We start from the raw sequence: 26,186 nt of genomic DNA on the forward strand, positions 1-26,186 counted from the left end.
TCAAGGCCGAGTATAGGCCAGAAACCCGCTTGCCAACCGTTGTTTTCCTGTTTTACAACGCCTAACAAAACCGTAGCGAGCGGAAGGGAGAGGTGGCTAAGAAGCGCAACCGTACTTTAGTACGGTGAGCATCGCAGGCCGCCTATCACGACGCGCAGTAGGTTTTGATAGGTGTGTTCATGCGGCTTTCCAGAAGATATAGTCGGCTTGATAGGGCACCCATTGCTTGGCGCCGATGGATTCCATGCCGCAGGGGCTGCTTGGCGCCACGCCGCCGCTGGTGGCCACGCGCTGGATGTAGCTGACGCCCTGCATGGCGCCGCTGCCCGTGGCCGGGTTGGCCTTCACCAGCTGGTATGGGATATTGCCCGCGCCGGCCGGCGCCACGGCCACTTGCGTCGCCGTCACTTTCGAGCCGTCCAGGTTGGCCCAGGTGGCCGGTGGACCGACATACGTGCCCACTTGCATGCCGCTGCGGTCGTTCAAGGCCGCGTCCGGTCCCACGAAAACCCATTCATGGCCCGTCATGTCTTTCTTGGCCTTGCATTCGTAGGCGATCTTGCCCACGCCCACGGTCTGCATGGCCACCTGGTGGCCATCGGGCACCTTGACGGCGTTCGGTAATTGTTCCTGCGAATAGCGCGCGCTCATGGGGGCGCAAGCGCTCAGCAGCAGGGCGGCGCCCAGCACAGCGAGGGCGGGAAAGGCGTGGCGTGGGGCGGTGAAGGCAAGCATGGCGAACTCCTGGTAGTTGGCTCAACCGGCTGGTTGATACCATTACTACGCATGGGTCTGCCATTTGGATGCAGCCGGGTCAAAATATTTTATGACGGCGTTTCTTTCTTGCTGAAACGCTGCGCCAGCGCCAGCAGGACGGGCATGGCCGTGGTGGCGTGCTTGAGCAGCGCGCCGCTGGCCCGCAGCAGCGGCAGGATGCGGCGCGGACGCACCAGCGCCAGGCCCAGCACGGCGCCGCCCACCATCAGGGGAATTTTAAAGCGCGTGGCCAGGGTGTGGCGCAGATTGCCGCCCGTCAGCGGTTCCAGCAACTGGCGCGTCTGCACGCCCAGGGCCAGGCGCTGCAGCGCGCATTCGGCCAGCAGCGCGTCGCGCCGCTGCGCCAGGCTGGCGGCCGTGTGGACGCTGGACAATTTGGTGGGGTGCGTGGTCATGGCCGCTCCGATCCCCGGCGCGCCAGCAATTGTAGCTCGTCCAGGTCTTTGTTCAGTTCGGAAAGTGTAAAAGAAAGCAGTTTCGGCTTGCTGCGGAAACTGGCGCGCACGCCCAGCAGGGTGGCGATGGCGGCGACGATGAAAACGGCGGCCGTGATGGCGATGGCGGCGATGCGGTGCGTATCCCAGAACAGCACGATGACGAGGAACACGATCAAGACGAGGCCGACAAACAGGCACAACAGTGCCAGCATGGCCAGCGCCAGATAGGACAGGAAGCGCAGCGACTCTTCTTCCATTTCCACGGCCGCCAGGGCCAGACGGGTCTGGACGATGGCGGCGAGGGTCGCTGCGACTTGGGCGACATGGTGCACGATAGCCATATGCTGCCTTTCGCGTCAGGAGACGGCCTGCGCCGTCGGTACCGCGTCGTTACAATCTAGCGGCGCGACGAGGAAAGCAGCAGACCGAACAGCACGCCGACGACGGCGCCCGCGCCCACGGCTTTCCAGGGATTGTCCTGCACGTATTCGTCGGTGGCCTTGGCCGCCTTCTTGGTACGTTCGAGCAAGTCTTCTTCCAGCTTGATCAAGTCTTTCTTGGCCGTTTCCAGGGTGGCGATGAACTTGTCCTTGACGGCTTTGACATTCTCGCCCGTCTGATCCTTGGCGCCATCGAGCCAGCCTTCCGCTTCATCGATGACGGTCTTCAAGTCGCCGACCAGTTTGTCGCGGGCCTTGTCGGCGTCGGCGAGGATGCTGTCGCTGCTGGATTTTCCGGTATGTATCGAGCTCATGTATTACCTCATGGAAGTGAAACTGCACAGTGAAATACCAGTGTAGGCAGCTGCGGCCAGGCTTGTCTTGCGCCGCCTCAAGGGCTACCGCGGCGCAAGGGTCATTGCTTAACGGAAAGCAAAGTCCAGTACCACGCCCGCAAATACCGCCGCTCCTAGCCAGTTATTATGCCGGAATGCCGCAAAACACGGCATACGCTCGCGTGCGCGGATCAAGGTGTAGTGATAAACGGCGCAGCCTGCCGCCACCAGCAAGCCCGCGACGAACCAGTAACGCAAGCCCAGATACCAGCCGCATGCCAGCCACAGCAGCAGGAAAACGGCATAGCAGGCCATGACGATGGCCACGTCGTAGCGGCCAAAGGTGATGGCCGAGGTCTTGATGCCGATTTTTAAATCGTCGTCGCGGTCGACCATCGCGTATTCCGTATCGTAGGCCACGGCCCAGAAGACATTGCCCAGCAGCAGCAGCCAGGCGACGGCGGGCACGGCATCCGTGATGGCGGCAAAACCCATGGGAATGCCGAAGCCGAAGGCGATGCCGAGATACGCTTGCGGAATCGCAAAGAAACGCTTGAAATAGGGGTAGGTGCCGGCGATGATGACGGCCGCCACGGATAGCTGCTTGGTCAGCGCATTCAAGGGCAGGATCAGGCAAAAGGCCAGCACGGTCAGCACGCCTGCCACGGCCAGCGCTTCCTTGCCGCTGATGCGTCCGCTGGTGATGGGACGCTCGGCCGTGCGCTTGACGAATTTGTCGATATCCTGGTCGGCGTAGTCATTGATGGCGCAGCCTGCCGAGCGCATCAGGAAAGTGCCGAGGGTAAAGATGAGCAGCAGCCGCCAGTCCGGCACGCCCTGCTGCGCCAGCCACAGCGCGCACAGGGTAGGCCACAGCAGCAATACGGTACCGATAGGCTTGTCCAGCCGTATCAGGCGGAAATACAGCGCCAGCTTGTTCATGGAAGACTCGATCTTGTTGAAGAGAAAGGTCGATTATCGCAAATAGTATGTAAATGTACTATTTTGCGCCTGGGGCGCTAGTCTTCATCCTCGCACAGCGGCGTAATGCCGGGCAAGTTGCAGCTGGCGATGGCCGCGCACAGGGCGTCGATGGCGGCCTTGCGCGTGAAACTCTTGCGCCACAGCATGACCACGCGGCGCGAGGGCACGGGTGCGGCGAAGGGCCGGTATTCGAGCATGCCGTCGGTGGCGTGCATATTGGCGACTGAGGCGCGCGGCAAGACCGTCAGGCCGATGCCGCTGGCCACCATGTGGCGGATGGTTTCCAGCGAGGAACCCTCAAACGTGCGCTGCATGCCATTGCCGGGCGAGGAAAAACGCGCCATTTCGGGGCACACTTCCAGCACCTGGTCGCGGAAACAGTGGCCATTGCCCAGCAGCAGCATGGTTTCCGATTTCAAGTCTTGCGCGGCGATTTTCTCGCGCGCCGTCCATGGATGCTGGCGCGGCATGGCGACGACGAACGGTTCGTCATACAGTTCCTGCATGGCCATGCCGTGTTCGGGCAGGGGCAGGGCCATGATGGCCACGTCCAGTTCGCCCTGGCGCAGCAGTTCGAGCAGGCGAACCGTGAAGTTTTCCTGCAAGATCAAGGGCATCTGCGGTACCTGGTCTATCATGGCCTTGACCAAGGGCGGCAGCAGGTAGGGGCCGATCGTGTAGATCACGCCCAGGCGCAGGGGGCCGGCCAGCGGGTCCTTGTTTTGCTTGGCGAGTTCCTTGATGGCGGCCGTCTGTTCCAGCACGCGCTCGGCTTGCGCAATGATCTGCGCGCCCAGGGGCGTGACGGAGATTTCCGCGCCGCCCCGTTCGAACAGGACCACGCCCAATTCGTCTTCGAGTTTCTTGATGGCCACTGACAGGGTGGGCTGGGCAACGAAGCAGGCTTCGGCGGCGTGGCCGAAGTGCTTCGCTCGCGCGACTGCAACGATATATTTCAGTTCAGTCAGTGTCATAGGTTGATTGAAACACAGGAAGTACTTACTTGCAATGAATGAAAGGTGGCGCAAACGTGAAACTGTGGCGCCGATGGCGTATTGTAGCGGATCGCCCCCTATAATGCGGTACCGGGCGTCGAAGGGAGATGGCGATGGAACTGCGGATGCAGGCGCTGGAAGCGGCGATCAATTACTGGCGTGCCAGGCAACCGGCGCGCGGCAACGAATATGCGCTGTCGCCGCCCGTCAGCCGCCTGGCCGGCGTGTATGCGCTGATGATTTATTACCGGCAAGATCGCATCGCCGAAGAGACCCTGGAACCGGCCGTCGTGGCCCTGATCGATGCCTGGCGCCGGGATGCCGGCGGCATCCAAGGCGATAGCCACGCCTGAGTGCGACCATGGCGTGACCCCATTTAACCCAACCAGAGATATCCATGCCTGATTTTGAAAACAAACTGTGCGGCCGCGACGAATTGCGCGCCCGCGCCGCGGCCCTGCCGAAACCGGTGGTAGTGACGAACGGCGTGTTCGACATTTTGCACCGCGGCCACGTGACCTACCTGGCGCAGGCGCGCGCGCTGGGCGCCTCGCTGATCGTTGCCGTGAATACCGATGCCTCGGTGAAACGCCTGGGCAAGGGCGATGACCGTCCCCTGAACAGCTGCGAAGACCGCATGGCCGTGCTGGCCGCGCTGGAAGCGGTGAGCCTGGTCGTGCCGTTCTCGGAAGACAGCGCCCTGGAAGTGGTGCAGGATATCGAGCCGGAAATCTATGCCAAGGGCGGCGACTATGACATGGCGGCCATTCCCGAAGGCAAGGCCGTGCTGGCGTATGGCGGCCAGGCCGTGGCCATCGATTTCGAGCATGACCGCTCGACCACCAAGCTGTTGACGAAAGTGCGGACGCAGCAAGGCTGAGGAAGCTCGTCAATGTTTCCATACAGATAAAAAGACGTTACTATGAGAACTGCCAGGGCTGCGACTTCGTTTCGTCAGCCCCAGCACGTTACACCGTCTGAATGCATTGCTAGTCATAGAAAATAAATGGATCATAAAACTTCTGGGGATTGGCCACTGCCTTCCGGCGCCTGGCACGTGGATGACGAGGGCGCGTGGACCATGCAGCGCAGCGCGGACGGTCAGAACGTCTCGCCCTTGGTGAGCCATGCCGATATCGGCAAGCTGATGCATGCGCGGCGCCTGCCCGCAGCAGCCGGTGCGCCCGTGCGCCAGTTTCCGCCCGAATTTGCATTCGACCCCGCCTCGGGCGCGGCCTTGCAAGTGCCGCCCGACACGGCCGCCACGCCGCCCTGGGTGCCGCCCTACGGCGCATCTCCCGTCAGCGACGTGCCGCCAACGGGCCCGTCCGGCTTGCGCCAGGCCAGCGCGCCCCTGAAACTGGCGGACCAGCGCGCGCGCGAAGAGCATGCGCAGGCCGATGTCTCGCTGCCCATGCCGCCGCCCGGCGAATACGAATTCTTTTCCGCCCAGTTCGGCACCAGCGCGCCCGCGCTGCTGGCGCTCGACCCGCGCAAGGCTGTCTTGCACGCCTGGTTGCCCGCCTCGAAACGCTGGCTGGCGCTGGACCCCGACTATGGCAGCTTGCTGGCCGAATCGGACCTGGCCCACGGCGCCTGGCGCGCCGAGCTGGTGCCGGAGTTCAATAGCGTGCTGGTCTTGCCGACCAGCCATGGCCTGGCCTGCATCCGTCCCGACGTGCCGTCGCTGACCTATGTGGTCGAGCACGTGGGCGGCGCGCCGTGCGCGGCCGCGCCCGTCTGGTTCCAGAGCCGGTTGTGGGCGCCGCTGCGCGACGACGATGGCCGCCTCCGCTTCGTCAACCTTGATGCGCAACAAAAGCCGGGCAGCGACGTGCTGCTCGACGGCCTGTTTGACCTGGGCGCCGTCAGCGCGCCCGTCGCCTACAACCGCATGGCCGTGTGGCCCTGCGCCAACGGCCAGCTGCGCCTGCAATTGCAGCCGGACGGCAACGTGGCCGCCTCGTTCACCCCCTGGCCCGAAGGGCTGGTGCCGCATTTCGAGTTCGGCAGCCCCTACGTGTCGCGCGACGGCGGCCTGTGGCAGCTGTGCTTCGAGCGCAGCCGCGGCACCTATGTCTACGTGAAACTGGGCGCGCAGTCCGAACGGGCCGATGCGCTGGCGCCGCGCCTGTGCTCGGGCAGCTTCAATTACCGCTTCGCCACCAAGCTGAAAACGGCGCCGTGGGAAGAGCCGGAACACGGCGACGACGGCGGCAAGAACCAGGCCGTCATGCCGCTGCTGGAATCGAGTGTGGGCAACAGCGTCTTCGGCGTGAAGTTTGCCACCAGCGCCGGCCTGTCGAGCGTGCTGCGCTCGAACGATCGCCTGGCGGCACAGCTGGTGCAGGACGACGAATTGCGCGAAAACGTGTTCCATACCTTTGCCGTCAGCGAACCGTGGCGCGTGCGCCTGTTTGTGCATGAAGGTACGCTGTGGGCTTACCACCCGCTGCTGTCGCGTATCGATGGCTGGGCCTTGCAGGCATGAAAGCGCGCGTCCTGATCGCGGCCGGCGCCGCCTTCCTCGCCTTCGCCTTCGCCAGCGCCAGCGCCAGCGTGCAGGCTGCCGGCATCCAGCAAGCGTTCCTCGTGCAAAATTCGGGCTGGATGGAGCCGTTTTACACGGATGAACACTCGCAGCTGAAAGCCCTGGTGGGCGCCGTGGCGCAGGCCGCTACAAACCCGTCCGATAAAGTGTATACCCTGGCCTTCAGCCAGAGCAGCGGCGCGCACGTGTCGCCGTCGCTGCTGGGACAAGGGCAGGGCGGCGCCGGCGTGGCGGGCCAGCTGGCCAGCCTGGGCCTGGCGCGCAAGGGCGCCGGCGGCGCGCTGGCCGACACGGATTTCCAGGAAGCCGTGACAAAAACCATCACGGGGCCGTTCCAGTCCGCGTCCGGTATCGTGTGGATCTTTACCAATAACAAGAACAGCCCGAACAACGACAGCCAGACGGCCGAGCGCAACCGCGATTTTTACCGCCTGCTGCACCTGGAACCGTCGATCACCAAGACGGTGGTGTTTCCGCTGCGCATGCCCGTGCAGGGCAAGCTGTACAGCGCCAAGGGCTTGATGGTGTATGCACTCGCGTATGGCCAGCCGGCATCCGAGGCTTTGACCCGCATCCTGGCCGAAGGGCGGCTGTCGCAAGTGCTGACGCGTCCGCCCGCGCGATTGAAACCGGTGGACCAGGATGCCGTGCGCATCGTGCCGCAATCCGTCAAGAACAGCGCCAACGTGCACGCCAGCCTGGGCCGCGACGGGCGCACCATCGTGCTCGACGTCGATGCGGCGAACCTGGTGCCGCAAGTGGTGCTGCAGGCATCCTTGCAAAACATGTTTTTCCCGTACGTGATCGACAGCGCCAGGGTGCACGCCAGCCTGGCCGGGCAGAACGCGCCCTTGCACGTTGCGCCAGATCAAATCCGCCAGCTGCAGCCGGGCGCCAGCCAGTCCGTGCAAGTGCAGTTCGCGCTGCCGATGGCGCAGATCCCGTCGCCGTGGTCGGCGCAGGCGATCGCCGCCATGGGCAAGCAGGTGCTGCTGCCCATGCAGGCGCAGGTGGGCCTGTCGGAACAGCGGCTGGCGCTGGCGTCCAGCTTCGGCAAGGATTTGCAGGAATTGTTCCCTGGCGACCCGATCTCGGGCATGTTTACGCCGCCCGACAGCGTGCGCGCGTCGCAGGCGACGATACCGCTGCTGGTGCGCATCCAGTATCCACTGCTGCCCGTGCTGGTGATCCTCGGCGGCGTGCTGGCGCTCGTGCTGGGCTTGCTGGCGCTGGGCCTGGTCAGCACGCGCGCCACGCGCTACAAGGTGATGGCCGACGGCGTGCAGCGGCAAGTGTTATTAAAACCATTTAAAAGCGTGCAGATCCGCGACGATGACGGCCGCGACATTGGCGAACTCAAGCGTGGCTTGGGCAAGCCGTCCGTCGTGCGCGTGGCCGAAGGCCATGCCTTGACCCTGGCCTGAACACAGATTCCTTAAAAATTCCTTCCATTCAATAGAGGCATACCATGGCGCAAGACACTCCGAAAGACAACGCAGGTTTCACCTTGCCGGCCCCGGTAACGGCCCCGGCGTCGGCGCCGCCCGCCGCGGACGCTGCCGCTGCGGCCAGCGCCGCCACCGCAACGACCGAAGCTGCGCCCGCGTTTGATGCAGCCGGCACGACCGATACCTCGTCGCGCGACACCCTGGTCGGCGGCGTGGTGCTGTTGCTGCTGTTCATCGCCTTTTTCTTTGCCAAGAATGCCTATGCGAATGGCCTGGTGGCCAAGCGCGTGCCGCCGAACAAGGCCAATGCCTCGGGCTGGTGGCTGTTCATCTTCCTGGCCAGCCTAGCGACGGGTGTCGTGCTGGCTGCCGTGAATGCGCATAAATTCCTTGCGCCACTGTTCATGGGCCCGCTGGTGCTGGTGGGCCTCGTTGCACTCTTGTTGACCTTTACTTCCAGCCGCCGCTAAGAACACGCCGTTGCACGCATCATCGAAGGAATCACCATGGCAGAGAACCTGAACCAAACCATCACCGGCGGCGCCAGCGAGCGCAAGCAGGACAAGATCATCGAATTGCGCCCGACCCTGTTCATCGGCATCGGCGGCACGGGCATGCAAGTGCTGATGCGCGTGCGCCGGCGCATCCTCAATACCCTGTGGGGCGGCGCGGGCAACCGCACGCGCATCGAGGGCTTGGCGGACTTTCCCATCGCGCAATTCATCCATTTCGACCTCGACAATGGCGCCGTGATCGAAAGCGGCGAGTCGCAGGCGAAGGACTTGCAGTTCGACCAGGTGAAGTTCACGGATGACGACAAGGTGGTCGAATCGTTCGACATGGACAAGTACAGCCGTGATGAAGATTCTCTGGAGAAATATCCGCACATCAAGGAATGGCTGCCTTTGACGCCGCAGCGCATCCGCGAATTGCGCTTCGACATGAGCAGCGGCGCCGGCCAGATCCGCGCCGTGTCGCGCCTGTACTTCTTCGACAAGTACGCGAAGATCCGCGACAAGATCCGCTTGAAATTGAAAGCCCTGAAGGCGGGCCTGTCGCACGAGCGCCAGTTGGCCGAACTGGGTCTGCGCATGGAAACGAACCGTTTCCGCATCGTCATCGTCGGTTCCGTTGCGGGTGGCACGGGTTCCGGCTCCTTCCTGGACATGGGCTTGCTGGCGCGCTGGCTGGCGCGCAGCGAAGTGGGCGCGGCCGACGTCGAGCTGATGCTGTTCTTGCCGACCGGCTACACCAAGGCCAACAAGGACCGGGTCGAGGCCAACGGCTACGCGGCGCTGATGGAGCTGGAATCGGCGATGATGGGCAACAAGGGCTATGTGGGCCGCTGGGATGCGTATGACCGTCCGGAACTGACGCGCGAGCCGTACAGCGAGGTTTACCTGATCGATTCGGGCAACCTTGCCCAGCAGCACACCAAGGATGTCAGCGACGTCTACCACATGGTGGCCGATTCGCTGTTCGAGGATTTCGCCTCGGCCGACTTCGCGCGCGCCAAGCGTTCGATCGCCGTCAACCAGGCGCAGCACAAGAATTCGCTGTACAACGCGCCCGTGCCGCAAGACCGCTTCGGCGACATGCGCCTGTATTTTTCGAAACGCTTTTCCTCGTTCGGCATGGCCGTGCTCGATACGCGCCAGGAAGCGGCGCGCGACGAGCGGGCCCACCGCTGGGCCGGCGCCATGCTGCAAGCGTTCTTTGGCGTGGGCGGCACGGATGCGGGCGCCAACCGGGCCACGGATACGCAACGCGATAATTTCCTCGCCGCCAATATGTTCCTGAAGGGCACGCCGTTCAGCGATTTCCCCGAATTTTCCGACAAGAGCATCGAACTGAAGCGCTCCAGCGGCGACTTCATCGATTTCCGCGTCGTCGACGAATTGCTGGAAGACCGCCACGGCCACTTGCTGGCCGGCGTGGAAAACCGCGTCAATACGCGCATCAACGATATCCGCACGGGTTTCGACCGCAGCGAATGGCCGGCGCAGGTGCGCGACGCCATGAAGCATTTGGAACGCGACGCCGTGCGCGACCAGGATTCCACGGCCGACACGACGGAAGACCGCATCAGCAAGCGGCGCCGCGAAGTGCTGGAAGACGTCAAGAAAGTCGTGCGCGACCAGCTGTATGGCTATCTTGATAATAAAGAATTCGGCGGCCTGGAATACGTGCTGTCGCTGGTGGAACAGATCAAGGACCGCATCGAGGCGCCGGGCAGCGGCTTGACGGCGCAGATCGGCAACAATGCCGAGCGCTACCGCGAAATCAAGGAAGCCGTGCGCTCGCGCGAATACGAGCGCCTGTTGAACAACCTGGAACAGACGCGCAGCACCTTCGGCTTCCTCAGCAATGGCGAAAAGCAGGCGGGCGTGGTGATGGACCATTTACGCACGGAAATGGCGAATGCGCTGAAATTCCATCTGCGCGCCAAGGCGGCGGACGAGTCCGTCCTCCTGCTGGGCGAGCTGTCGCGCTGGCTGGGCAACCGGGTCGGCGTCGATGCGCAAGGCCGCGCCCAGTGGAATGGCCTGGTGGGCGAGCTGCAATCGGGCCGCGAAGGCGTGCTGGCCATGCTGACGGAGTTGAAAACGGCCAATACCATCCTGCAAAAGGACCTGGACAAGGAACACGCGACCCTGATCGTCATTCCCGTCACGGAAAAAGACATCGCGCTGCCGTCGGCGGCCACCTTGCGCCAGTGGGCCGATGAAGCGTTCAAGGACATGGGCGGCTCGAAAGCGCTGTTCCCCATGTTGGGCGAACCGGCGCAACGGGCCTTGATCCTGGCCAAGGTTACGCGCATGGCGGAAAACATGATCGCTACTGCCGGCCTGGCGGAAGGGGCGACGAGCACGCCCGACCCGTTGTTCGAAGCGCTGGAACAGATGGATGTGTCCGAACGCCTGGACCGCTTCCGCAAGCTGCTGGCCTGCTCCATGCCGTGGATCGACGCCAATATGGCGGGCGACTTCACGGTCGTGTCGGACCAGTTCAAGTGCGTGATCGGCGTGGCCAATGCGGCCGCCTTCAAGGCGAAGTTCGGCGCCGAGCTCGAATCGTGCGTGCCGACCCAGGTGGGCATCACGGTGAGCCAGCTGGAAATCGTCGAAACGGGCATCCGCGGGCGCGCCGTCTGCTATTGCGAACTGGCCGGCGTGCCGATGACGGTGCTGCGCGGCCTGGAAGGCTGGCGCACCAGTTACCGCAAGGAAGGCGACAACGACAAGGCGCCGACCCACACGCATATTGATCCAACGCAATTCACGCACCCGATCGCGCCGAACACGGACGAGATGAAGCGCCTGGCGGAAGACTTCGGCGAATTCCTGCAAGCGATCATGCTGGGCGTGCTGACGCGCCACACGGGCCGGGTCGTGCCGCCGGGCCAGTACCAGTTTGCCGTCGAGCCGGGTGACTTGCGCCGCATCGGCAACGAACGGGCCATCCGCCAGAACGGCATGCCCGCTTCGTACGAGAAAAATATCGCCCTGCGCATCGAAGAAAAATTGACGGCGCTTGACGCCGTGCAGACGGCGGCCATGGCGGCGCTGGCAAAATACTACGAGCGGGGCGTGTATGCGCCCAAGCTGGTGGCGCAGGCCGATGGCTCGCAGCTGCCCTACATCGGCTTTGGCAGCGCCATTTCCGCCGAAGTGGGCACGCGCCTGCGCGAGTCGGCGCGCCGCAAGGGCATGGCCAGCGACGAGCTCGACCGCACGGTGCAAGCCTTGCTGGGACGGCTGAAGGAGTGGGCCAACGTCATCGGCGATTCCGACGGCGATGCCTACGACTGGGAAGTGCGCGAACCGGAAGCGGACGGCCAGCCGCGCCTGAAGTATGCGATCAAGCCGGAAATGCTGGAAGCGGGGCGCCTGGAGCAATTGCTGCGTCCGGCCGGAGCGGCGGCTGCCCCGGCGGCGGCCGCGTTCGGCATGGCGCCGCCACCACTGGGCGGCATGCCGCCGCCGCTGGTGGAATACCAGTACTTCCTGGGCATCAACGGCCAGCAGCAGGGACCGTTCACGGCCCAGCAGATCGTGCAGTACGTGCAGGCGGGACAGGTCGTGCCAGCCACGACCAAGGTGTGGCGCGCCGGTTTGCCGGCCTGGGCCGACCTGGCCCAGTTCCCCGAACTGGCGCCCTTGTTCCTCGGCGCGCCGCCACCGTTGATGCCGCCGCCCTTGTGAACGCTGGAATGACGTTGGAATGAAGGATTAGTTTTGGATATCTGCAACAAATGCAAGACGGGCCTGTGGACCGTTGTTAGCCATTGCCCGTACTGCGGTCACGCCATGGCGGGCGCTGCCAAGCCAGCCGCGGCTGTGCCGCCGCCGCTGCCCGTCCCTGCGCCTGCGCCGGCAGCGCCGCCACCTGCGCCCAAGCCGCCGCCCGTGCCGGTGACGCCTGCGCCTGCGCCGAAAGCGCCGCCGAAGCCGGCGCCAGTACCGCCAGCCAAGCCGGCGCCGCCGCAAGCGGCGCCGAAGCCCGTGCCCGCGCCTGTGCCTCCACCGGCGCCTGCCCCGGTAACACCGGTACCGCCGCCGCCACCGCCACGTAAGTGGCTGCGCTGGCTGGGCGCCGCCGCCGTGCTGGCGGCCGTCATCGTCTACATGAATGGCAAGCCGGGCGGCAAGAATGAATCGGCTTGCAACGACGCCATCGACAGCGGCTTGAAGCTGGTGGCAAATGGCAGCCTGGACGGCGCCCGGCAAAAGCTGGCGACGGCGAAGAATGTGTGCACGGGCAAGTCCAGCGCCAAGGCGGACGATTTGCAGGCGGCGATCGGCAAGGCTGGCGCCGCATCGGGCAGTTGCCAGCGGGGCGTGCGCGCCATCGAACGCCATATTGATGGCCATCAATTGCAAAGCGCGGCCAGGGGCATCGCCGCGCTCGACGCCGATTGCGCGGGCGCTGCCAGCGTGGATTCCCTGCGCAAGCAGCTGGCGCGCCAGCAAGCGGCAGCCGCGTCCGTGCTGGTGGGCGTGCGCCAGGCGCTGGACGGCAAGGATGCGACGGCGGCCGGCAATGGCATCGCCAGGCTGGAAGCCATCGACCGCGAAGCGGCGGAATTGCCGCAGTTGAGGGCCGATGTGCAGGCGCTGTCGGCGCCCGCGTCCGTTGTCGCACCGGTCCCGGCACCGGTGGAAACGGCACCGGCCCGCGTCGTGCCCACGGAACCGGCGCCCGCGCGCGCGGTCGAACGATCAGCGGTGGCCGAGCGCCGCCCGCAGGAAACGACGCCCGTCGACAGCGGCGCGGCCATGCGTAGCGAGATGGCGCAAGCGTTCTTGCGCGATGCCGAGCGTTCTTTGCTGGAAGGTAAGTTCGATGCGGCCAAGACGTATCTGGAAAGCGCGCGTCGCGTCGATCCGGGCAATGCGCGCATCGACAATCTGTCGCGCCGCATCCGCGAGCGCGAACGGCAAGTGCTGCAGACGGAAACAACGATCAATTAGTCATCTGGAGAGTCACCATGCTGAATCACACCACCTTGCGGACGGCCGCTGCGCTGACCATCGCGGCCATGCTGGCCGGCTGCGCCACGGCGCCGATGAATCCGAACGGCGTGCGGCAGGACAGTTCCTATCCGCAAGGTGGCGCCCAGGCTGCCACGGATGAGGACCCGTGCAGCGTGGGCGCGACGGCCGCGGCCGGCGCGGCCGTGGGGGCATTGCTGGGTGCGCTGGCGGGCGGCAAGAATGGCGCGCTGAAGGGGGCCGCCATCGGCGGCGGCCTGGCGGCGGCCGGTTGCCTGGCCATCAATGTCAATTCGCGCCAGACCAAGACGGCGGCGCAGGCGGACCGCGATTACATCCGCACGCGCGGCGCGCTGCCGCGCGAGCCGCAAGTGGTGTCGTACACGCCGCAGCTGAGCGCGTCGACCGTCAAGCGCGGCCAGCCGTTCAAGGTCAATTCCGTGGTGGAGCTGGTCAACGGCAGCGCGCAAAGCGTCAACGACGTGCGCGAAGAGCTGGTGGTGCTCGATCCGCAAGGCCAGCCCTTCAAGTCCGGTTCGAAAGCCTTGGCCAGCAGCAACAAGTCGGGCGGGCGCTTTGAAAACTCGTTCGAGCTGACCTTGCCTGCCGGCGTGTCGCAAGGCGTGTACGGCGTCAAGACGAATCTGTACGTGAACGGCAAGCTGGCCGCCACGCGCGACCTGCGCACGCAGCTGGTGATGCTGGACGACAATAGCGACGTAGCGCAGCAATTGGCGCAGCGGTAAAGGGAGATTGCCGGAGTATCAACGTCTCATCCAGTCGTAGCGAGCGGCGATGATTTGTGGCCGAGAAGCGCAGCGCTACTTTAGTAGCGCGAGCATCGCCGGCCGCAAAGCGCGCCGCGCAGTAGACTGGGTGAGGTGTCAGCTACGCGCCGCCGGCGTATCCGTGCTGGCGCCAGGCCTCGTAGACGACGACGGCCACTGTATTCGACAGATTCAAGCTGCGGTTGTCCGGGCGCATCGGCAGGCGGATACGCTGTTCGGCAGGAAAGCCGTCGCGCAGGGCCGGGTCCAGGCCTTTTGTTTCCGAACCGAACACGAACACGTCGCCGGGCAGGAAGGCCACGTCGCCGAACGGGCGCGAGCCGCGCGTCGTCATGGCGAACATGCGGGCCGGGTCGGGCTGGGTGTCGGCCAGGAACGCTGCCCAGTTCTTGTGCACCTTCATGTTGGCGTAATCGTGGTAATCGAGGCCGGCGCGCTTCATCTTGGAATCGTCGAGCGGAAAGCCCAGCGGTTCGACCAGGTGCAGCTGCGTGCCCGTGTTCGCGCACAGGCGGATGACGTTGCCCGTATTGGGCGGGATTTCAGGTTCTACCAAAACAACGTGAAACAAAATGCTCTCCTCATATATATAGCGAATCTGATGCGGTTCTAGTGCGGCGGCGTGCGCGCCACGACCAGGATGCTGACCCTGGCCGCCCCTGCGCTCTTGCAGGCGGTGGCCAGCGCGTGGACGGTATGGCCGCTGCTCATCACGTCGTCGACGATGCCCACATGGCATCCTTGCAACAAGGCCCCATGTTCGGGCGCGATGGCAAACGCGTGCGCCAGGTTGGCTTGCCGTTCCTGCGGCGCCACGCCGCTTTGCGCCCGGGTTTCGCGCACGCGCAGCGCCAGGCGCGGCTGTAAAGGCACGTCCAGCAGGCGCGCCAGCGGACGGGCAACTTCCAGCGCCTGGTTAAAACCCCGTTCGGCCAGCCGGGCCGGGCCCAGCGGCACGGGACACAGCAGTTGCGGCGCTTCCCACGCTTGCTGTTGCTGAATGGCAACATGCAACAGTTCTGCCAACAGGGGCGCCAGCGCCAGGCGCGCGCCGAATTTCAGCTGCAGCAGCAACTGGTCGACGGGCGCCGCATAGTCAAACGCCGCGACGGTGGCGTCATACGCGGGCCGCTGGCGCAAACAGCGTCCGCACAGCAGCGCCGCATCGTCGAGCGGATTGGCGCACTGGCGGCAGCGGGGGCGCCCTTGCGTCAGATATTGGGCGCGGCAGGGCGAACACAGCACTTCCGGGCAGCCCATGCCGCACAGCGCGCATTGCGCCGGCAGCACCGTGGCGCCCAGCCACAGGCGCAGCGCCTGCCAGGCGGCGTCAAGGCGGTGCCGGGTGGCGGTCCGCATCGCGATGGCGTCGTTCCATGTACACTGCCGACATTATCTCACCTCACCCGATTCAACATGCCAGTTCCCACCAGTCCGCCCAAAATGAGTGCGCCCATCGATGCGGTGCAAGTACGCGATTTCTTTTCCCGTCCGGCGCGCGTCGCGCCGTCGGACTTCCTGCGCCGCGAAGTGTCGGCACGCATGCACGAGCGCCTGGAGCTGGTGAAAATCACGCCGCACCGTGTGCTCGACGCGGGCTGCGGCCCCGGCGCGGATTTGGCGCAGTTGCAAAAAGATTATCCCGCAGCGCAGATTATCGGTCTCGATGCAGCGCAAGCGATGATGCAGGCGGCGCGCGCGCCCGCGTCGAAACTGGCCAGCCTGAACCAGTTCCTCAGCAAACTCTTGCCGGCCAAGGCGGGCGTGGATTTGTTGTGCGGCGACCTGGGCGACCTGCCGCTGGCGCAGGGCAGCATCGACCTCGTGTGGTCCAACCTGGCGCTGCACTGGCATGCCCAGCCCGACCGCGTGTTTGCCGAATGGCGGCGCGCGCTGCGCCTCGATGGCTTGCTGATGTTTTCCTGTTTCGGCCCCGACACCTTCCGCGAAGTGCGCGACGCCTTCGCCGAGGCGGACTTGTACCCGCACGCCTTGCCCTTCGTCGACATGCATGACTTTGGCGACATGCTCGTCGAGACAGGCTTTTCCACGCCCGTGCTGGACATGGAAATCATCACCGTCACCTACGACACGGCGGAAAAACTGCTGGCGGACGTGCGCGCCTTTGGCGGCAACCCGCTGACCACGCGCCGGCGCGGCCTGATGGGCAAGACGGCCTGGCAGCGCATGCTGGACGCGCTGGAAAAGAGGCGCCGTCCCGATGGCAAGCTGGGCCTGAGTTTCGAGGTGATCTATGGCCACGCCTTCCGTCCCGCACCGCGCGTGACGCGCAATGGCGAAGCCATCATCCGCTTTGATTTACCGCGCAAGCCTAAATAAAAGCATAAAGAAACCGACACTTGGTCGCCATCCGCGCATGGATGTTGCAGCAACCGTTGCAAAGCGCGCGGCGGCCGGGAGAAGGGTGCGCACAAAGCCGATTATTGCTTGATGGATTCAAGTTTACTTGATTATAATCGTTGATTGTTTGTCAGCTTGTTAAGTAGAAAAAACAAGGGCTGCATACAAAATAAAAAAAACAAAGCAAGACTAATTCGAAGTTACTGCATTAGTATAGTAACCATCTTCCACACGAGGCCATTTCAGTGTGGGGAAGAAAAACAGGGTTCCAGCATGGTTGCGCGCCGCCGTTTTTGCTGCCGCAGCCAGCATGGAATTCGCTGGTGCTTGACGCACATGGCCGCATTCCGGCCGTGTTGCTTTCATGGAGGAGCGGCAGCGGTCCAGTACGGAGAAGTCCGCAGCCGTTTAAAATATCATTATTTTTGGGTGGTTGGGGAAAACATGACACATGCAAAGCGACTTCAATCGTTGCTGCTCGGGCTGTCTTTGACAGCGTTTGGCATCGGGCGATGGGCCACGGCGGCACCGGCTGCCAGCACCTATCCCGGCACCGGCGGTCCCGTGCCGTTCGAAATGAATCTGCAACCGCCGGCGACACAGATCGCCCATGAAATCTACGATTTGCACACCCTGATGATGATCATCTGTCTGGTGATCTTCGTGGCCGTGTTCGGCGTCATGTTTTATTCCATCTTCAAGCACCGCAAGTCCCTGGGCCACAAACCGGCCACTTTCCACGAAAGCACCACCGTCGAGATCGCCTGGACCGTCGTGCCTTTCCTGATCGTCATCGGCATGGCCCTGCCTGCCACGCGCACCGTCGTCGGCATGAAGGATACGTCGAACGCCGACATCACCATCAAGGCCACCGGCATGCAGTGGAAATGGGGCTATGACTACCTGAAAGGCGAGGGCGAAGGCATTTCCTTCCTTTCCAACCTGGCTACGCCGCGTTCGCAAGTGGGTGCGCCGGGCGCGCCGCCGACGGAAAAACGGGGCGAAAACTACCTGATCGAAGTCGACAATGAAGTCGTCGTGCCGGTCAACAAGAAGATCCGCGTGGTGCTGACGGCCAACGACGTCATCCACGCCTGGTCCGTGCCTGCCTTTGGCGTGAAGCAAGATGCGATTCCCGGTTTCGTGCGCGACACCTGGTTCAAGGCCGACCATATCGGAACCTTCCGCGGCAATTGCGCCGAGCTTTGCGGCAAGGAACACGCATTCATGCCCATCGTCGTCAAGGTCGTCTCGGCCGACGATTACAAGGCCTGGGTTGATGTAAAACAAAAGGAAATGGCCGCATTGGCTGATGATCCAAGCAAGGTGTGGACCATCGACGAATTGAAGGTCAAGGGCGAGAAAGTGTATGCGGCCAACTGCGTGGTCTGCCACCAGGCGACAGGCAAGGGCGTGCCAGGTGCGTTTGCACCGCTGGATGGCTCGGCCGTGGTGAACGGTCCGAAAGCGGATCAGATCCACGTCTTGCTGAACGGGCAAAAGAGCGGCAAGTATCCCGCTGAAATGCCTGCATGGAAACAGCTGTCCGACACGGAAATTGCCGCAGTGATCACTTACACGCGCAATACCTGGTCGAACAAGGCCGCAGAGAACATCGTTCAACCAGCCGAAGTCGTGGCTGCACGCAAGTAATTAGGAGCCGCAGATGAGTACTAGCACGAGCACGAGTACCTTGGACCACGCCGATCACGACCATGCCCACGATCACCCGACCGGCTACCGCCGCTGGCTGTTTGCCACCAACCACAAGGATATCGGTACCCTGTACCTGTGGTTTTCGTTCATCATGCTGCTGTCGGGCGGCGTGCTGGCCCTGATGATCCGTACGGAACTGTTTCATCCAGGCTTGCAATTTTTCCACCCAGAATTCTTCAATCAACTGACCACCATGCACGGCCTGGTGATGGTGTTTGGCGCCATCATGCCGGCCTTCGTCGGCTACGCCAACTGGATGATCCCGCTGCAAGTGGGTGCATCCGACATGGCGTTTGCCCGCATGAACAACTTCTCGTTCTGGCTGCTGCCGCCGGCCGCGCTGCTGCTGGCCACGTCCTTCCTCGTGCCGGGCGGCGCCACCGCCGCCGGCTGGACCCTGTATGCGCCGCTGTCGACGCAGATGGGCCCTGGCATGGACATGGCCATTTTTGCCATGCATCTGATGGGCGCCTCGTCCATCATGGGTTCGATCAACATCATCGTCACCATCCTGAACATGCGCGCTCCTGGCATGACTCTGATGAAAATGCCGATGTTCTGCTGGACCTGGCTGATTACCGCGTATCTGTTGATCGCCGTCATGCCGGTGCTGGCTGGCGCCATTACCATGACCCTGACGGACCGCCATTTCGGCACGTCCTTCTTTAACGCGGCAGGCGGCGGCGATCCCGTCATGTACCAGCACATCTTCTGGTTCTTCGGCCATCCCGAGGTCTACATCATGATTCTGCCGGCTTTCGGCATCGTCTCGCAGATCCTGCCCGCGTTTGCCCGCAAGCCCCTGTTCGGCTATGCCTCGATGGTGTACGCCACGGCCTCGATCGCCATCCTGTCCTTCATCGTCTGGGCGCACCACATGTTTACTACCGGCATGCCGGTGACGAGCCAGCTGTTCTTCATGTACGCGACCATGCTGATCGCCGTGCCGACGGGCGTGAAAGTGTTCAACTGGATCGCCACGATGTGGAAGGGTTCGATGACGTTCGAGACGCCGATGCTGTTCTCGGTGGGCTTCATCTTCGTGTTTACCATGGGCGGCTTCACGGGCCTGATCCTGGCCGTGACGCCGATCGACATCCAGCTGCAGGATACCTATTATGTGGTGGCGCACTTCCACTACGTGCTGGTGGCCGGTTCGCTGTTTGCCCTGTTCGCCGGCTTCTACTACTGGTCGCCGAAATGGACGGGCCATATGTACAACGAGACGCGCGGCAAGATCCACTTCTGGCTGTCGCTGATCACGTTCAACGTGACCTTCTTCCCGATGCACTTCCTGGGCCTGGCCGGCATGCCGCGCCGCTACGCCGACTACCCGGCGCAGTTCACCGACTTCAACATGATCGCCTCGATCGGCGGCTTCGGCTTTGGCCTGATGCAGGTGTACTTCCTGTTCTTCGTTGTCTTGCCGACCATCCGCGGCGGCAAGGCTGCACCGGCGAAACCATGGGAAGGCGCGGAAGGCCTGGAATGGACCGTGCCGAGCCCGGCGCCTTTCCACACGTTTGAAACGCCGCCTACCGTCAAGTAATAATCCTCAAGTAATGCCAGTGTCACGGGCCGGCGCCGCTGCCGGCCCCTTTGAATAGAGTGCCTGCCATGACCGAAGTGAAAACTGAGCGCAAGAAACCGAACAACCTGCGTACGGGACTGATACTGGGGGCCCTGGCGGCCTTCTTCTTCCTGTCCGTCTTCGCCAAGCGGCTGTGGCTGTCGTGACGACGCCCCACCAACAGGAAACACGCGGCCTGAACCGCAAGATGCTGGGCAAGCTGCTCGTCATTGCCGTGCTGATGTTTGGCTTCGGCTATGCCCTGATTCCCGTCTACAAGCAGATTTGCGAAGTGATGGGCATCAACGTGCTGACGCAAAAAGATGGCACGGTGGCGTACGACAACAATACGCAAGTCGACACGACGCGCAGCATCACCGTCGAGTTCGACGGCAATGCGCAGGGGCCATGGCGCTTCCGCCCGACCGTGTCGAGCATGCAAGTGCATCCGGGCGAACTGGTGACCGTCATGTATGAAGTGGTCAACACGCAAAACCGCGTCGTCAATGCGCAAGCCATCCCCAGTTACGCGCCGCAGAGCGCCACGCCGCATTTCAAGAAGGTCGAGTGCTTCTGCTTCAAGCAGCAGACCTTGAAACCGAAGGAAGCGCGGCAGATGCCGGTGGTGTTCTTCCTCGATCCGGCCCTGCCGAAAGAGGTCAAGACCATCACCCTGTCGTACACGTTTTTCGAGATTGCCGGTCTGAGCCAGGCTCAGACGCCGGCCGTCCAATAGGAGAGTGTCATGGGCGAATCCGCCAAACCGGAAAAAGCGTCGTTCCTGTATTCGCTGCGGGCCGTCGTGTGGTCATTCACGGGTCTGCGCCGCAAGAGCGATTTCGACACGGATTCGGCCAAGCTCAATCCCGTGCACATCGTCATCGCCGGCTTCCTGGTGGTGGCTTGCCTGATCGGCATCTTGATTTCGATTGTTAAATTCGTCGTTTTATAAATTATAAAAAACCACCCTATAAGTTTTTGAGGAGATGATGATGAGTTCCAACCACGCCGCCGTACCCTATTATTTCGTGCCCGGCCCGTCGCGCTGGCCCATGCTGGGCGGCGCCAGCCTGCTGCTGACCATGATCGGCGCCTCGGCCTGGGTCAACGACGTCTCCTGGGGCCCGTACGTGAATTACCTGGGCATCGCCGGCATCCTGCTGGTGCTGTATTTCTGGTTCGGCGACGCCATCAGCGAATCGGAGCAGGGCCTGTACAGCGAGCGCATCGATCACTCCTTCCGCTGGAGCATGAGCTGGTTCATCTTTTCGGAAGTCATGTTCTTCGCCGCCTTCTTCGGCGCCCTGTTCTATGCGCGCAGCATCTCGATGCCGTGGCTGGCCGACCTCGACCACAAGGTGATCTGGCCCGACTTCGCCGCCCACTGGGGCAATACGGGCCCGGCCGGCACGGTGCAGGAATTCACCACCATGACGCCGTTCTGGATTCCAACCATCAACACGGCCTTGCTGCTGACGTCGGGTGTCACGCTGACCATCTCGCACCACGCGCTGCGCGCCGGCCACCGCGCCATGACGGCCCTGTTCCTGTTCGCCACCATCGTGCTGGGCGCCATCTTCATGGGCTTCCAGGTCTACGAATACATCCACGCTTACAGCGAACTGAACTTGAAATTGACGTCGGGCATCTACGGCGCCACCTTCTTCATGCTGACGGGTTTCCACGGCTTCCACGTGACCCTGGGCGCCATCATGCTGTCCGTCATCCTGTACCGCGTATTGAAAGGCCACTTCACGCCCGAGCACCACTTCGGCTTCGAAGGCGCCGCCTGGTACTGGCACTTTGTCGACGTCGTCTGGCTGGGCCTGTACGTGGTCGTGTATTGGTTATAATGGCGGGGCAGGGCGCGCGTGGTTGTTAGGCGCGCCGGCACCATAAAAAAAGCCGTACCGGGACATCCTGGGTACGGCTTTTTTCTTAGTATGAAGAATTTGCCAATCAGGCAATGTCGGGTGTTAATGAATTCCAGTGGGCTGGATGTAGCCAAGCTTGTGCGCCAGCAGGATCAGCAAAAACAGGGTGATCGACAAGCCCACGCGCAAGGCCAGCGCCTGCACGGTGCGGTTGCTCTTGCCCTTGTCGCGCATGAGAAAGAACAGGGCCGAGCCCAGGCTGCCCAGGATCAGGATGAAGGCAATGGCAACGAGGATTTTCATGGATGGTAGCGCCAGGCTAGAGGAGGTTTCATTGTAATGCGTATCCGCTTCCATTTTAGATGGATTCCATTTGTTGTAATGCTGCTACTGGTGGCCCTGGGGATATCCCTGGCGCAATGGCAGCAGCGCCGTGGCGACGAGAAAGTCGCCCGCGCCGCCCGCCTGGAAGCGGGCAACGTGGCCGCGCCGCTGTCCCTGACGGCCGCGCCCCTGTCGCCGGCCGATGCGCAAGCGATCGAATACCGCAGGGTCACCGTCACGGGCCATTTTCTTCCCGCCTGGACGGTGTACCTGGACAACCGCCCCTACAAGGGGCAAGCGGGCTTTCACGTGCTCACGCCCTTCCAGATCGACGGTTCCCCCATGCACGTGCTGGTGGCGCAGGGCTGGTTGCCGCGCAACAATGCCGAGCGCACGCGCATCCCCGACTACGCCACGCCCACGGGCACCGTCACCATTACCGGCATCGCGCGCCTGAACGCGGGCCATGTGATGGAGCTGGGCACGGCGCCGCCCCTGGCGCCGCACGCCATCGTGCAAAATGCCGATATCGCCCAGCTGGCCCAGGCCAGCGGCCTGGCCTTGCAACCTTTTATCCTTGAACAAACAGCTGATCCAGTCGATTCGGCAGCCACGACGCCAGCGTCCAGCCAGCTTCCCGTGCGCGACTGGCCGGCGCCGGACCTGGGCGCCGACAAGCACCGCGGCTATGCATTCCAGTGGTATGCACTGGCACTGATGGCTTTTCTATTTTTTGTCTTTACAGGATTTCGACGTGCAAACAAACAGCCCTGAAGCAACGCAAGACAGCAGCAATAAACAGGTACAAGGACGGTGGAAACTGCTGGCTGTGGTGGCCGTATGCGCCTTTCCCATCATCGCTTCGTATTTCACGTATTACATCATCAAGCCCACGGGCCGCAACAACTACGGCGCCCTGATCGACCCCCGTCTGTACCCGATACCGGAAGCCCAGCTGCAGGTGGCGGAACTGGACGGCAAGGCGTCGCCGCTGGCGCAATTCAAGGGCAAGTGGGTGCTGCTGCAAACTGGACCGTCCGATTGCCAGGAAACATGCAAGAAGCAATTGTTTGACATGCAACAACTGCGCCTCATGCAGGGCAAGGAGCGCGAGCGTCTGGAACGGGTCTGGCTGGTGACGGATGCGCAGCCGCTCGACACCCTCGTGATGCGCGAATTCGACGGCACCAGCATGCTGCGCGTCAATAACGACGCCCTGAAAGCCTGGTTGCCCGTGGAGGCGGGCGGCAAGACGAGCGACCATCTGTATTTGATCGATCCGCTGGGCAATCTGATGATGCGCTTCCCGAAGGACGCGGACCCGAACAAGATCAAGAAAGACATCGCCAAGCTGCTCAAAGCTTCGGCGATCGGTTGAGGGGACCGCATGCCGACGATGCATCTCTCCGCGCTGGCCCAGCTGGGCTTGACTGGTCTGCTGGTGGCGCTGCTGCCGCTGACCATGGTCTGGGTGTCCGCGGACGCCAATAAGTACCGCAAGCTCGTATGGATCGCCGTCTTCCTGACGGTCGACCTGATCATGTTTGGCGGTTTTACGCGCCTGTCCGATTCCGGCCTGGGTTGCCCTGACTGGCCTGGCTGTTATGGTTCTGCCAATCCTTTCCTCGCGCACGAGCACATCGTGGCGGCGGAAACCCTGATGCCGACGGGCCCCGTGACGGTGGTCAAGGCGTGGATCGAAATGACGCACCGCTACCTGGCCATGGCCATTGGCGTCTTGATCGTGGCGATGATGGTGCAGGCGTGGCGCCAGTGGAAGAAAAGCAAGCGGCAGGAATTCGCCCCCGCGCTGCCGACGGCGCTGTTCCTGTTCGTCTGCCTGCAGGGCGCGTTCGGCGCGTGGACCGTCACCCTGAAGCTGCAACCGGTGATCGTCACCATCCACTTGCTGCTGGGCATGGGCTTGCTGGCCATGCTGACGTGGCTGGGCGGACGCCAGGACCATGCCGTGGCGCCTATCAAGCGGGCCGATGCGGACGCGTCCGTGCTGCGCCCCGTGCGCGCGCTGGCCGTCATGTCGCTCGTGCTGTTGACGGTGCAGATCGCGCTGGGCGGCTGGGTGAGCACCAACTACGCCACCCTGGCGTGCACGGATTTCCCCCTGTGCGGCGGCAAGGTGATTCCGGAAATGGATTTCGAGCATGGTTTCCATTTGTGGCGCGAACTGGGCAAGACGGCCGCCGGCCATTACTTGCCGTTTTCCGCGCTGACGGCCATCCACTGGGTGCACCGCAATTTCGCCTTCATCGTGCTGGCCGGCATCGGCTATACCGTGTTTCGCGCATGGAAACTGCCGTCCTTGCGCGGCACGGCCCGTTGGGTGGCGCTGGTGCTGGCCCTGCAGGCGGCCACGGGCCTGGCGACCATCTACCTGAGCTGGCCGCTGTCGATTGCCGTCATGCATAACGGCGGGGCGGCGCTGCTCGTGTTATTGCTGACCATGTTAAACTACAAGGCTAAATTCCAACTCGATGTCGCGCGCAATGTTCAGCGCGCTTGCGCCGCCGCGCCAGTGCCCTCGGCACCAGCCAGTCCTTCCCGTACCGCATAAATGACTACTCAGACCATCAGCCGTAAACCCTCCCCCCGCATCGCCCAGTATTGGGCGCTGACCAAGCCCCGCGTGACGCAACTGGCCGTGTTTTGCGCCGTCATCGGCATGTTCCTGGCCAGCGAAGAGTTGCCCGACTGGCACGCGGTGGTGTTCGGCACCATCGGCATCTGGCTGCTGGCGGGCGCCGCGTTTGCCGTCAATTGCCTGGCCGAGCGCGAAATCGACGCGCGCATGGCCCGCACGGCGCGCCGTCCCATGGCCATGGGCGACATCACGGTGAAACAGACGGTGGTGTTCGCATTGGTGATCGGCGGCCTGGGCATGGCGATTCTGTACCACCTCGTCAATCCGCTGACCATGTGGCTGACCTTTGTCACCTTTGTCGGCTATGCCTTGATCTATACCATGGTGCTCAAACCGGCCACGCCGCAAAATATCGTCATCGGCGGCCTGTCCGGCGCCATGCCGCCCGCGCTGGGCTGGGCGGCCGTCGCCAACGACGTGCCGATGCAGGCCTGGCTGCTGGTCCTGATCATTTTCGTCTGGACGCCGCCGCACTTCTGGGCGCTGGCCATGTACCGCCGCGACGATTACGCGCGCTCGGGCTTGCCCATGCTGCCCGTCACGCACGGCTTGAAGTTCACGCAATTTCACGTCTGGCTGTACTCGATCGCGCTGGCCGCCACCACCTTGCTGCCGTATGCCGTGCGCATGAGCGGCCTGATCTACCTGGCTTCGGCCGTGGTGCTCAACGCCGGCTTCCTGTATTACGCGTGGAAGATGTACCGCCACTACACGGACTTGATCGCGCGCAAGGCCTTTACGTTTTCCATCATCTACCTGGCCTTGCTGTTCGCGGCTTTGCTGGTCGACCACTACATTCCCCTCGGAACATGAAAAAAACCCTGACACTGTTGCTGGCGGCCGCACTGGTCGCCATCCTGGCCGGCTGCGGCAAGCCGGCCGCGCCCAAGCTGGCCTTCAAGAACACGGACGTGACGGGCCTCGGCTATGCGCGCGAGTTCGCGCTGACGGACCACACGGGCCACCCGCGCACCCTGGCCGACTACAAGGGCAAGCTGGTGCTGATGTTCTTCGGCTACACGCAATGCCCGGACGTCTGCCCCACCACCATGGCCGACATGGCCCAGGTGATGCAGGAAATGGGTCCGCAGGCGGAGCAGGTGCAAGTGCTGTTCGTCACCGTCGACCCCGAGCGCGACACGCAGCAATTGCTGGCGCAGTACGTGCCCGCCTTCGACAAGCGTTTCGTCGGCCTGTACGGCGATGCGGCCGCGACGGCCAAGGTGGCCAAGGAATTCAAGGTGTATTACGCCAAGGTCGAGGGCGAGACGGACGAAAGCTACACGGTCGACCACACGGCCGGCACCTATGTCTTCGACCGCGAAGGCAAGATCCGCCTGTTCGTGCGCCACGGCGAAAAGCCGGCCGCCATCGCGCACGATCTTAAACTTCTGCTATCCTGACCTGGTCGCGCCCCCGGGCGCCATCTTCA

At 63.1% G+C, this 26,186-nt stretch carries 29 protein-coding genes; 20 read left to right on the forward strand and 9 right to left on the reverse strand.

Annotated features, from left to right (window positions below; all coding sequences use genetic code 11):
* Window positions 1-177: 177 nt before the first annotated feature.
* The 6 genes from O3300_RS26720 to O3300_RS26745 all read right to left on the reverse strand — a co-directional run bounded on the left by O3300_RS26720 (window position 178) and on the right by O3300_RS26745 (window position 3,947).
* The gene (locus O3300_RS26720) at window positions 178-735 is read right to left on the reverse strand and encodes a DUF3455 domain-containing protein (protein ID WP_305054594.1); all 558 of its coding nucleotides are present in this window, start codon (window positions 733-735) and stop codon (window positions 178-180) included.
* Between the two features lie 89 nt (window positions 736-824).
* The gene (locus tag O3300_RS26725; RefSeq protein WP_077399688.1) at window positions 825-1,172 is read right to left on the reverse strand and encodes a hypothetical protein; all 348 of its coding nucleotides are present in this window, start codon (window positions 1,170-1,172) and stop codon (window positions 825-827) included.
* On the reverse strand, window positions 1,169-1,555 hold the full coding sequence (locus O3300_RS26730; protein WP_046683403.1) for a phage holin family protein: 387 nt from the start codon (window positions 1,553-1,555) through the stop codon (window positions 1,169-1,171). Before O3300_RS26730 ends, O3300_RS26725 begins: the two co-directional genes overlap by 4 nt.
* Before the next feature lie 56 nt (window positions 1,556-1,611).
* Entirely contained in the window at window positions 1,612-1,968 is a 357-nt protein-coding gene (locus O3300_RS26735; protein WP_099665471.1) for a DUF883 family protein, read from the reverse strand.
* 108 nt (window positions 1,969-2,076) lie between these two features.
* Window positions 2,077-2,931 (reverse strand): 4-hydroxybenzoate octaprenyltransferase, encoded by an 855-nt coding sequence (gene ubiA, locus O3300_RS26740; protein WP_034784859.1) that lies wholly within the window; start codon window positions 2,929-2,931, stop codon window positions 2,077-2,079.
* A 77-nt stretch (window positions 2,932-3,008) separates the two neighbouring features.
* Window positions 3,009-3,947 carry a hydrogen peroxide-inducible genes activator gene (locus tag O3300_RS26745; protein ID WP_099665470.1) on the reverse strand — a complete coding sequence of 313 codons (939 nt, stop codon included), beginning with the start codon at window positions 3,945-3,947 and terminating at the stop codon, window positions 3,009-3,011.
* A gap of 134 nt (window positions 3,948-4,081) precedes the next feature.
* On the opposite strand from O3300_RS26745, the gene O3300_RS26750 reads away from it, so the two are divergent.
* The 8 genes from O3300_RS26750 (at window position 4,082) to O3300_RS26785 (ending at window position 14,208) form a co-directional block, all read left to right on the forward strand.
* Window positions 4,082-4,321 carry a DUF3717 domain-containing protein gene (locus O3300_RS26750; protein WP_077399697.1) on the forward strand — a complete coding sequence of 80 codons (240 nt, stop codon included), beginning with the start codon at window positions 4,082-4,084 and terminating at the stop codon, window positions 4,319-4,321.
* A gap of 44 nt (window positions 4,322-4,365) precedes the next feature.
* A complete protein-coding gene (rfaE2, locus tag O3300_RS26755; RefSeq protein WP_251351044.1) occupies window positions 4,366-4,848 on the forward strand; it encodes a D-glycero-beta-D-manno-heptose 1-phosphate adenylyltransferase in 483 nt (160 codons plus the stop codon).
* A 177-nt stretch (window positions 4,849-5,025) separates the two neighbouring features.
* Window positions 5,026-6,459, forward strand: coding sequence for a hypothetical protein (locus O3300_RS26760; protein WP_305054595.1), 1,434 nt, complete (start codon window positions 5,026-5,028; stop codon window positions 6,457-6,459).
* Window positions 6,456-7,943 (forward strand): hypothetical protein, encoded by a 1,488-nt coding sequence (locus O3300_RS26765; protein ID WP_305054596.1) that lies wholly within the window; start codon window positions 6,456-6,458, stop codon window positions 7,941-7,943. The genes O3300_RS26760 and O3300_RS26765 overlap by 4 nt, the downstream gene beginning before the upstream one ends.
* Before the next feature lie 44 nt (window positions 7,944-7,987).
* Entirely contained in the window at window positions 7,988-8,437 is a 450-nt protein-coding gene (locus tag O3300_RS26770; RefSeq protein WP_289906843.1) for a hypothetical protein, read from the forward strand.
* 36 nt (window positions 8,438-8,473) lie between these two features.
* Complete coding sequence (locus O3300_RS26775) at window positions 8,474-12,172, forward strand: tubulin-like doman-containing protein (protein WP_289900390.1); 3,699 nt, start codon at window positions 8,474-8,476, stop codon at window positions 12,170-12,172.
* A gap of 33 nt (window positions 12,173-12,205) precedes the next feature.
* Window positions 12,206-13,441, forward strand: coding sequence for a hypothetical protein (locus O3300_RS26780; protein WP_305054597.1), 1,236 nt, complete (start codon window positions 12,206-12,208; stop codon window positions 13,439-13,441).
* Window positions 13,442-13,458: 17 nt separating this feature from the next.
* Window positions 13,459-14,208 (forward strand): hypothetical protein, encoded by a 750-nt coding sequence (locus O3300_RS26785; RefSeq protein WP_305054598.1) that lies wholly within the window; start codon window positions 13,459-13,461, stop codon window positions 14,206-14,208.
* A gap of 142 nt (window positions 14,209-14,350) precedes the next feature.
* On the opposite strand, the gene trmL is transcribed toward O3300_RS26785, so the two are convergent.
* Together trmL and O3300_RS26795 are read right to left on the reverse strand one after the other, a co-directional pair.
* Window positions 14,351-14,821 carry a tRNA (uridine(34)/cytosine(34)/5-carboxymethylaminomethyluridine(34)-2'-O)-methyltransferase TrmL gene (gene trmL, locus O3300_RS26790; RefSeq protein WP_305054599.1) on the reverse strand — a complete coding sequence of 157 codons (471 nt, stop codon included), beginning with the start codon at window positions 14,819-14,821 and terminating at the stop codon, window positions 14,351-14,353.
* A 38-nt stretch (window positions 14,822-14,859) separates the two neighbouring features.
* A complete protein-coding gene (locus tag O3300_RS26795; RefSeq protein ID WP_305054600.1) occupies window positions 14,860-15,609 on the reverse strand; it encodes a ComF family protein in 750 nt (249 codons plus the stop codon).
* 57 nt (window positions 15,610-15,666) lie between these two features.
* On the opposite strand from O3300_RS26795, the gene O3300_RS26800 reads away from it, so the two are divergent.
* The 7 genes from O3300_RS26800 (at window position 15,667) to O3300_RS26830 (ending at window position 21,750) form a co-directional block, all read left to right on the forward strand.
* The gene (locus O3300_RS26800) at window positions 15,667-16,590 is read left to right on the forward strand and encodes a methyltransferase domain-containing protein (RefSeq protein WP_305054601.1); all 924 of its coding nucleotides are present in this window, start codon (window positions 15,667-15,669) and stop codon (window positions 16,588-16,590) included.
* 465 nt (window positions 16,591-17,055) lie between these two features.
* Window positions 17,056-18,264, forward strand: coding sequence for a cytochrome c oxidase subunit II (gene coxB / locus O3300_RS26805; protein WP_099665461.1), 1,209 nt, complete (start codon window positions 17,056-17,058; stop codon window positions 18,262-18,264).
* Between the two features lie 13 nt (window positions 18,265-18,277).
* A complete protein-coding gene (gene ctaD / locus O3300_RS26810; RefSeq protein ID WP_099665460.1) occupies window positions 18,278-19,876 on the forward strand; it encodes a cytochrome c oxidase subunit I in 1,599 nt (532 codons plus the stop codon).
* A gap of 68 nt (window positions 19,877-19,944) precedes the next feature.
* The gene (locus tag O3300_RS26815) at window positions 19,945-20,064 is read left to right on the forward strand and encodes a cytochrome oxidase small assembly protein (protein WP_218965284.1); all 120 of its coding nucleotides are present in this window, start codon (window positions 19,945-19,947) and stop codon (window positions 20,062-20,064) included.
* Window positions 20,061-20,633: a cytochrome c oxidase assembly protein gene (locus tag O3300_RS26820; protein WP_099409817.1), complete on the forward strand. Its 573-nt coding sequence runs from the start codon at window positions 20,061-20,063 to the stop codon at window positions 20,631-20,633. The genes O3300_RS26815 and O3300_RS26820 overlap by 4 nt, the downstream gene beginning before the upstream one ends.
* Window positions 20,634-20,642: 9 nt before the next feature.
* Complete coding sequence (locus O3300_RS26825) at window positions 20,643-20,849, forward strand: DUF2970 domain-containing protein (protein ID WP_077399736.1); 207 nt, start codon at window positions 20,643-20,645, stop codon at window positions 20,847-20,849.
* A gap of 40 nt (window positions 20,850-20,889) precedes the next feature.
* Window positions 20,890-21,750, forward strand: coding sequence for a cytochrome c oxidase subunit 3 (locus O3300_RS26830; protein ID WP_099665459.1), 861 nt, complete (start codon window positions 20,890-20,892; stop codon window positions 21,748-21,750).
* 123 nt (window positions 21,751-21,873) lie between these two features.
* On the opposite strand, the gene O3300_RS26835 is transcribed toward O3300_RS26830, so the two are convergent.
* Window positions 21,874-22,074: a twin transmembrane helix small protein gene (locus O3300_RS26835; protein WP_034748996.1), complete on the reverse strand. Its 201-nt coding sequence runs from the start codon at window positions 22,072-22,074 to the stop codon at window positions 21,874-21,876.
* 36 nt (window positions 22,075-22,110) lie between these two features.
* Here O3300_RS26835 and O3300_RS26840 point away from each other — a divergent pair, with 36 nt between their 5' ends.
* From O3300_RS26840 to O3300_RS26860, 5 genes are read left to right on the forward strand one after another with little or no spacing between them, the layout of a single operon-like run.
* A complete protein-coding gene (locus O3300_RS26840; protein WP_305054602.1) occupies window positions 22,111-22,869 on the forward strand; it encodes an SURF1 family protein in 759 nt (252 codons plus the stop codon).
* Window positions 22,850-23,473 carry a cytochrome C oxidase subunit I gene (locus tag O3300_RS26845; RefSeq protein WP_305054603.1) on the forward strand — a complete coding sequence of 208 codons (624 nt, stop codon included), beginning with the start codon at window positions 22,850-22,852 and terminating at the stop codon, window positions 23,471-23,473. Before O3300_RS26840 ends, O3300_RS26845 begins: the two co-directional genes overlap by 20 nt.
* An 18-nt stretch (window positions 23,474-23,491) precedes the next feature.
* The gene (locus O3300_RS26850) at window positions 23,492-24,667 is read left to right on the forward strand and encodes a heme A synthase (protein ID WP_099668234.1); all 1,176 of its coding nucleotides are present in this window, start codon (window positions 23,492-23,494) and stop codon (window positions 24,665-24,667) included.
* Window positions 24,668-25,567 carry a heme o synthase gene (gene cyoE / locus O3300_RS26855; protein ID WP_070258805.1) on the forward strand — a complete coding sequence of 300 codons (900 nt, stop codon included), beginning with the start codon at window positions 24,668-24,670 and terminating at the stop codon, window positions 25,565-25,567.
* Window positions 25,564-26,157, forward strand: coding sequence for an SCO family protein (locus O3300_RS26860; protein WP_251351055.1), 594 nt, complete (start codon window positions 25,564-25,566; stop codon window positions 26,155-26,157). The genes cyoE and O3300_RS26860 overlap by 4 nt, the downstream gene beginning before the upstream one ends.
* Window positions 26,158-26,186: the final 29 nt, after the last annotated feature.

This window comes from Janthinobacterium sp. SUN206, from assembly GCF_030587305.1.
GTDB classification, from domain to species: Bacteria; Pseudomonadota; Gammaproteobacteria; order Burkholderiales; family Burkholderiaceae_D; genus Janthinobacterium; species Janthinobacterium kumbetense.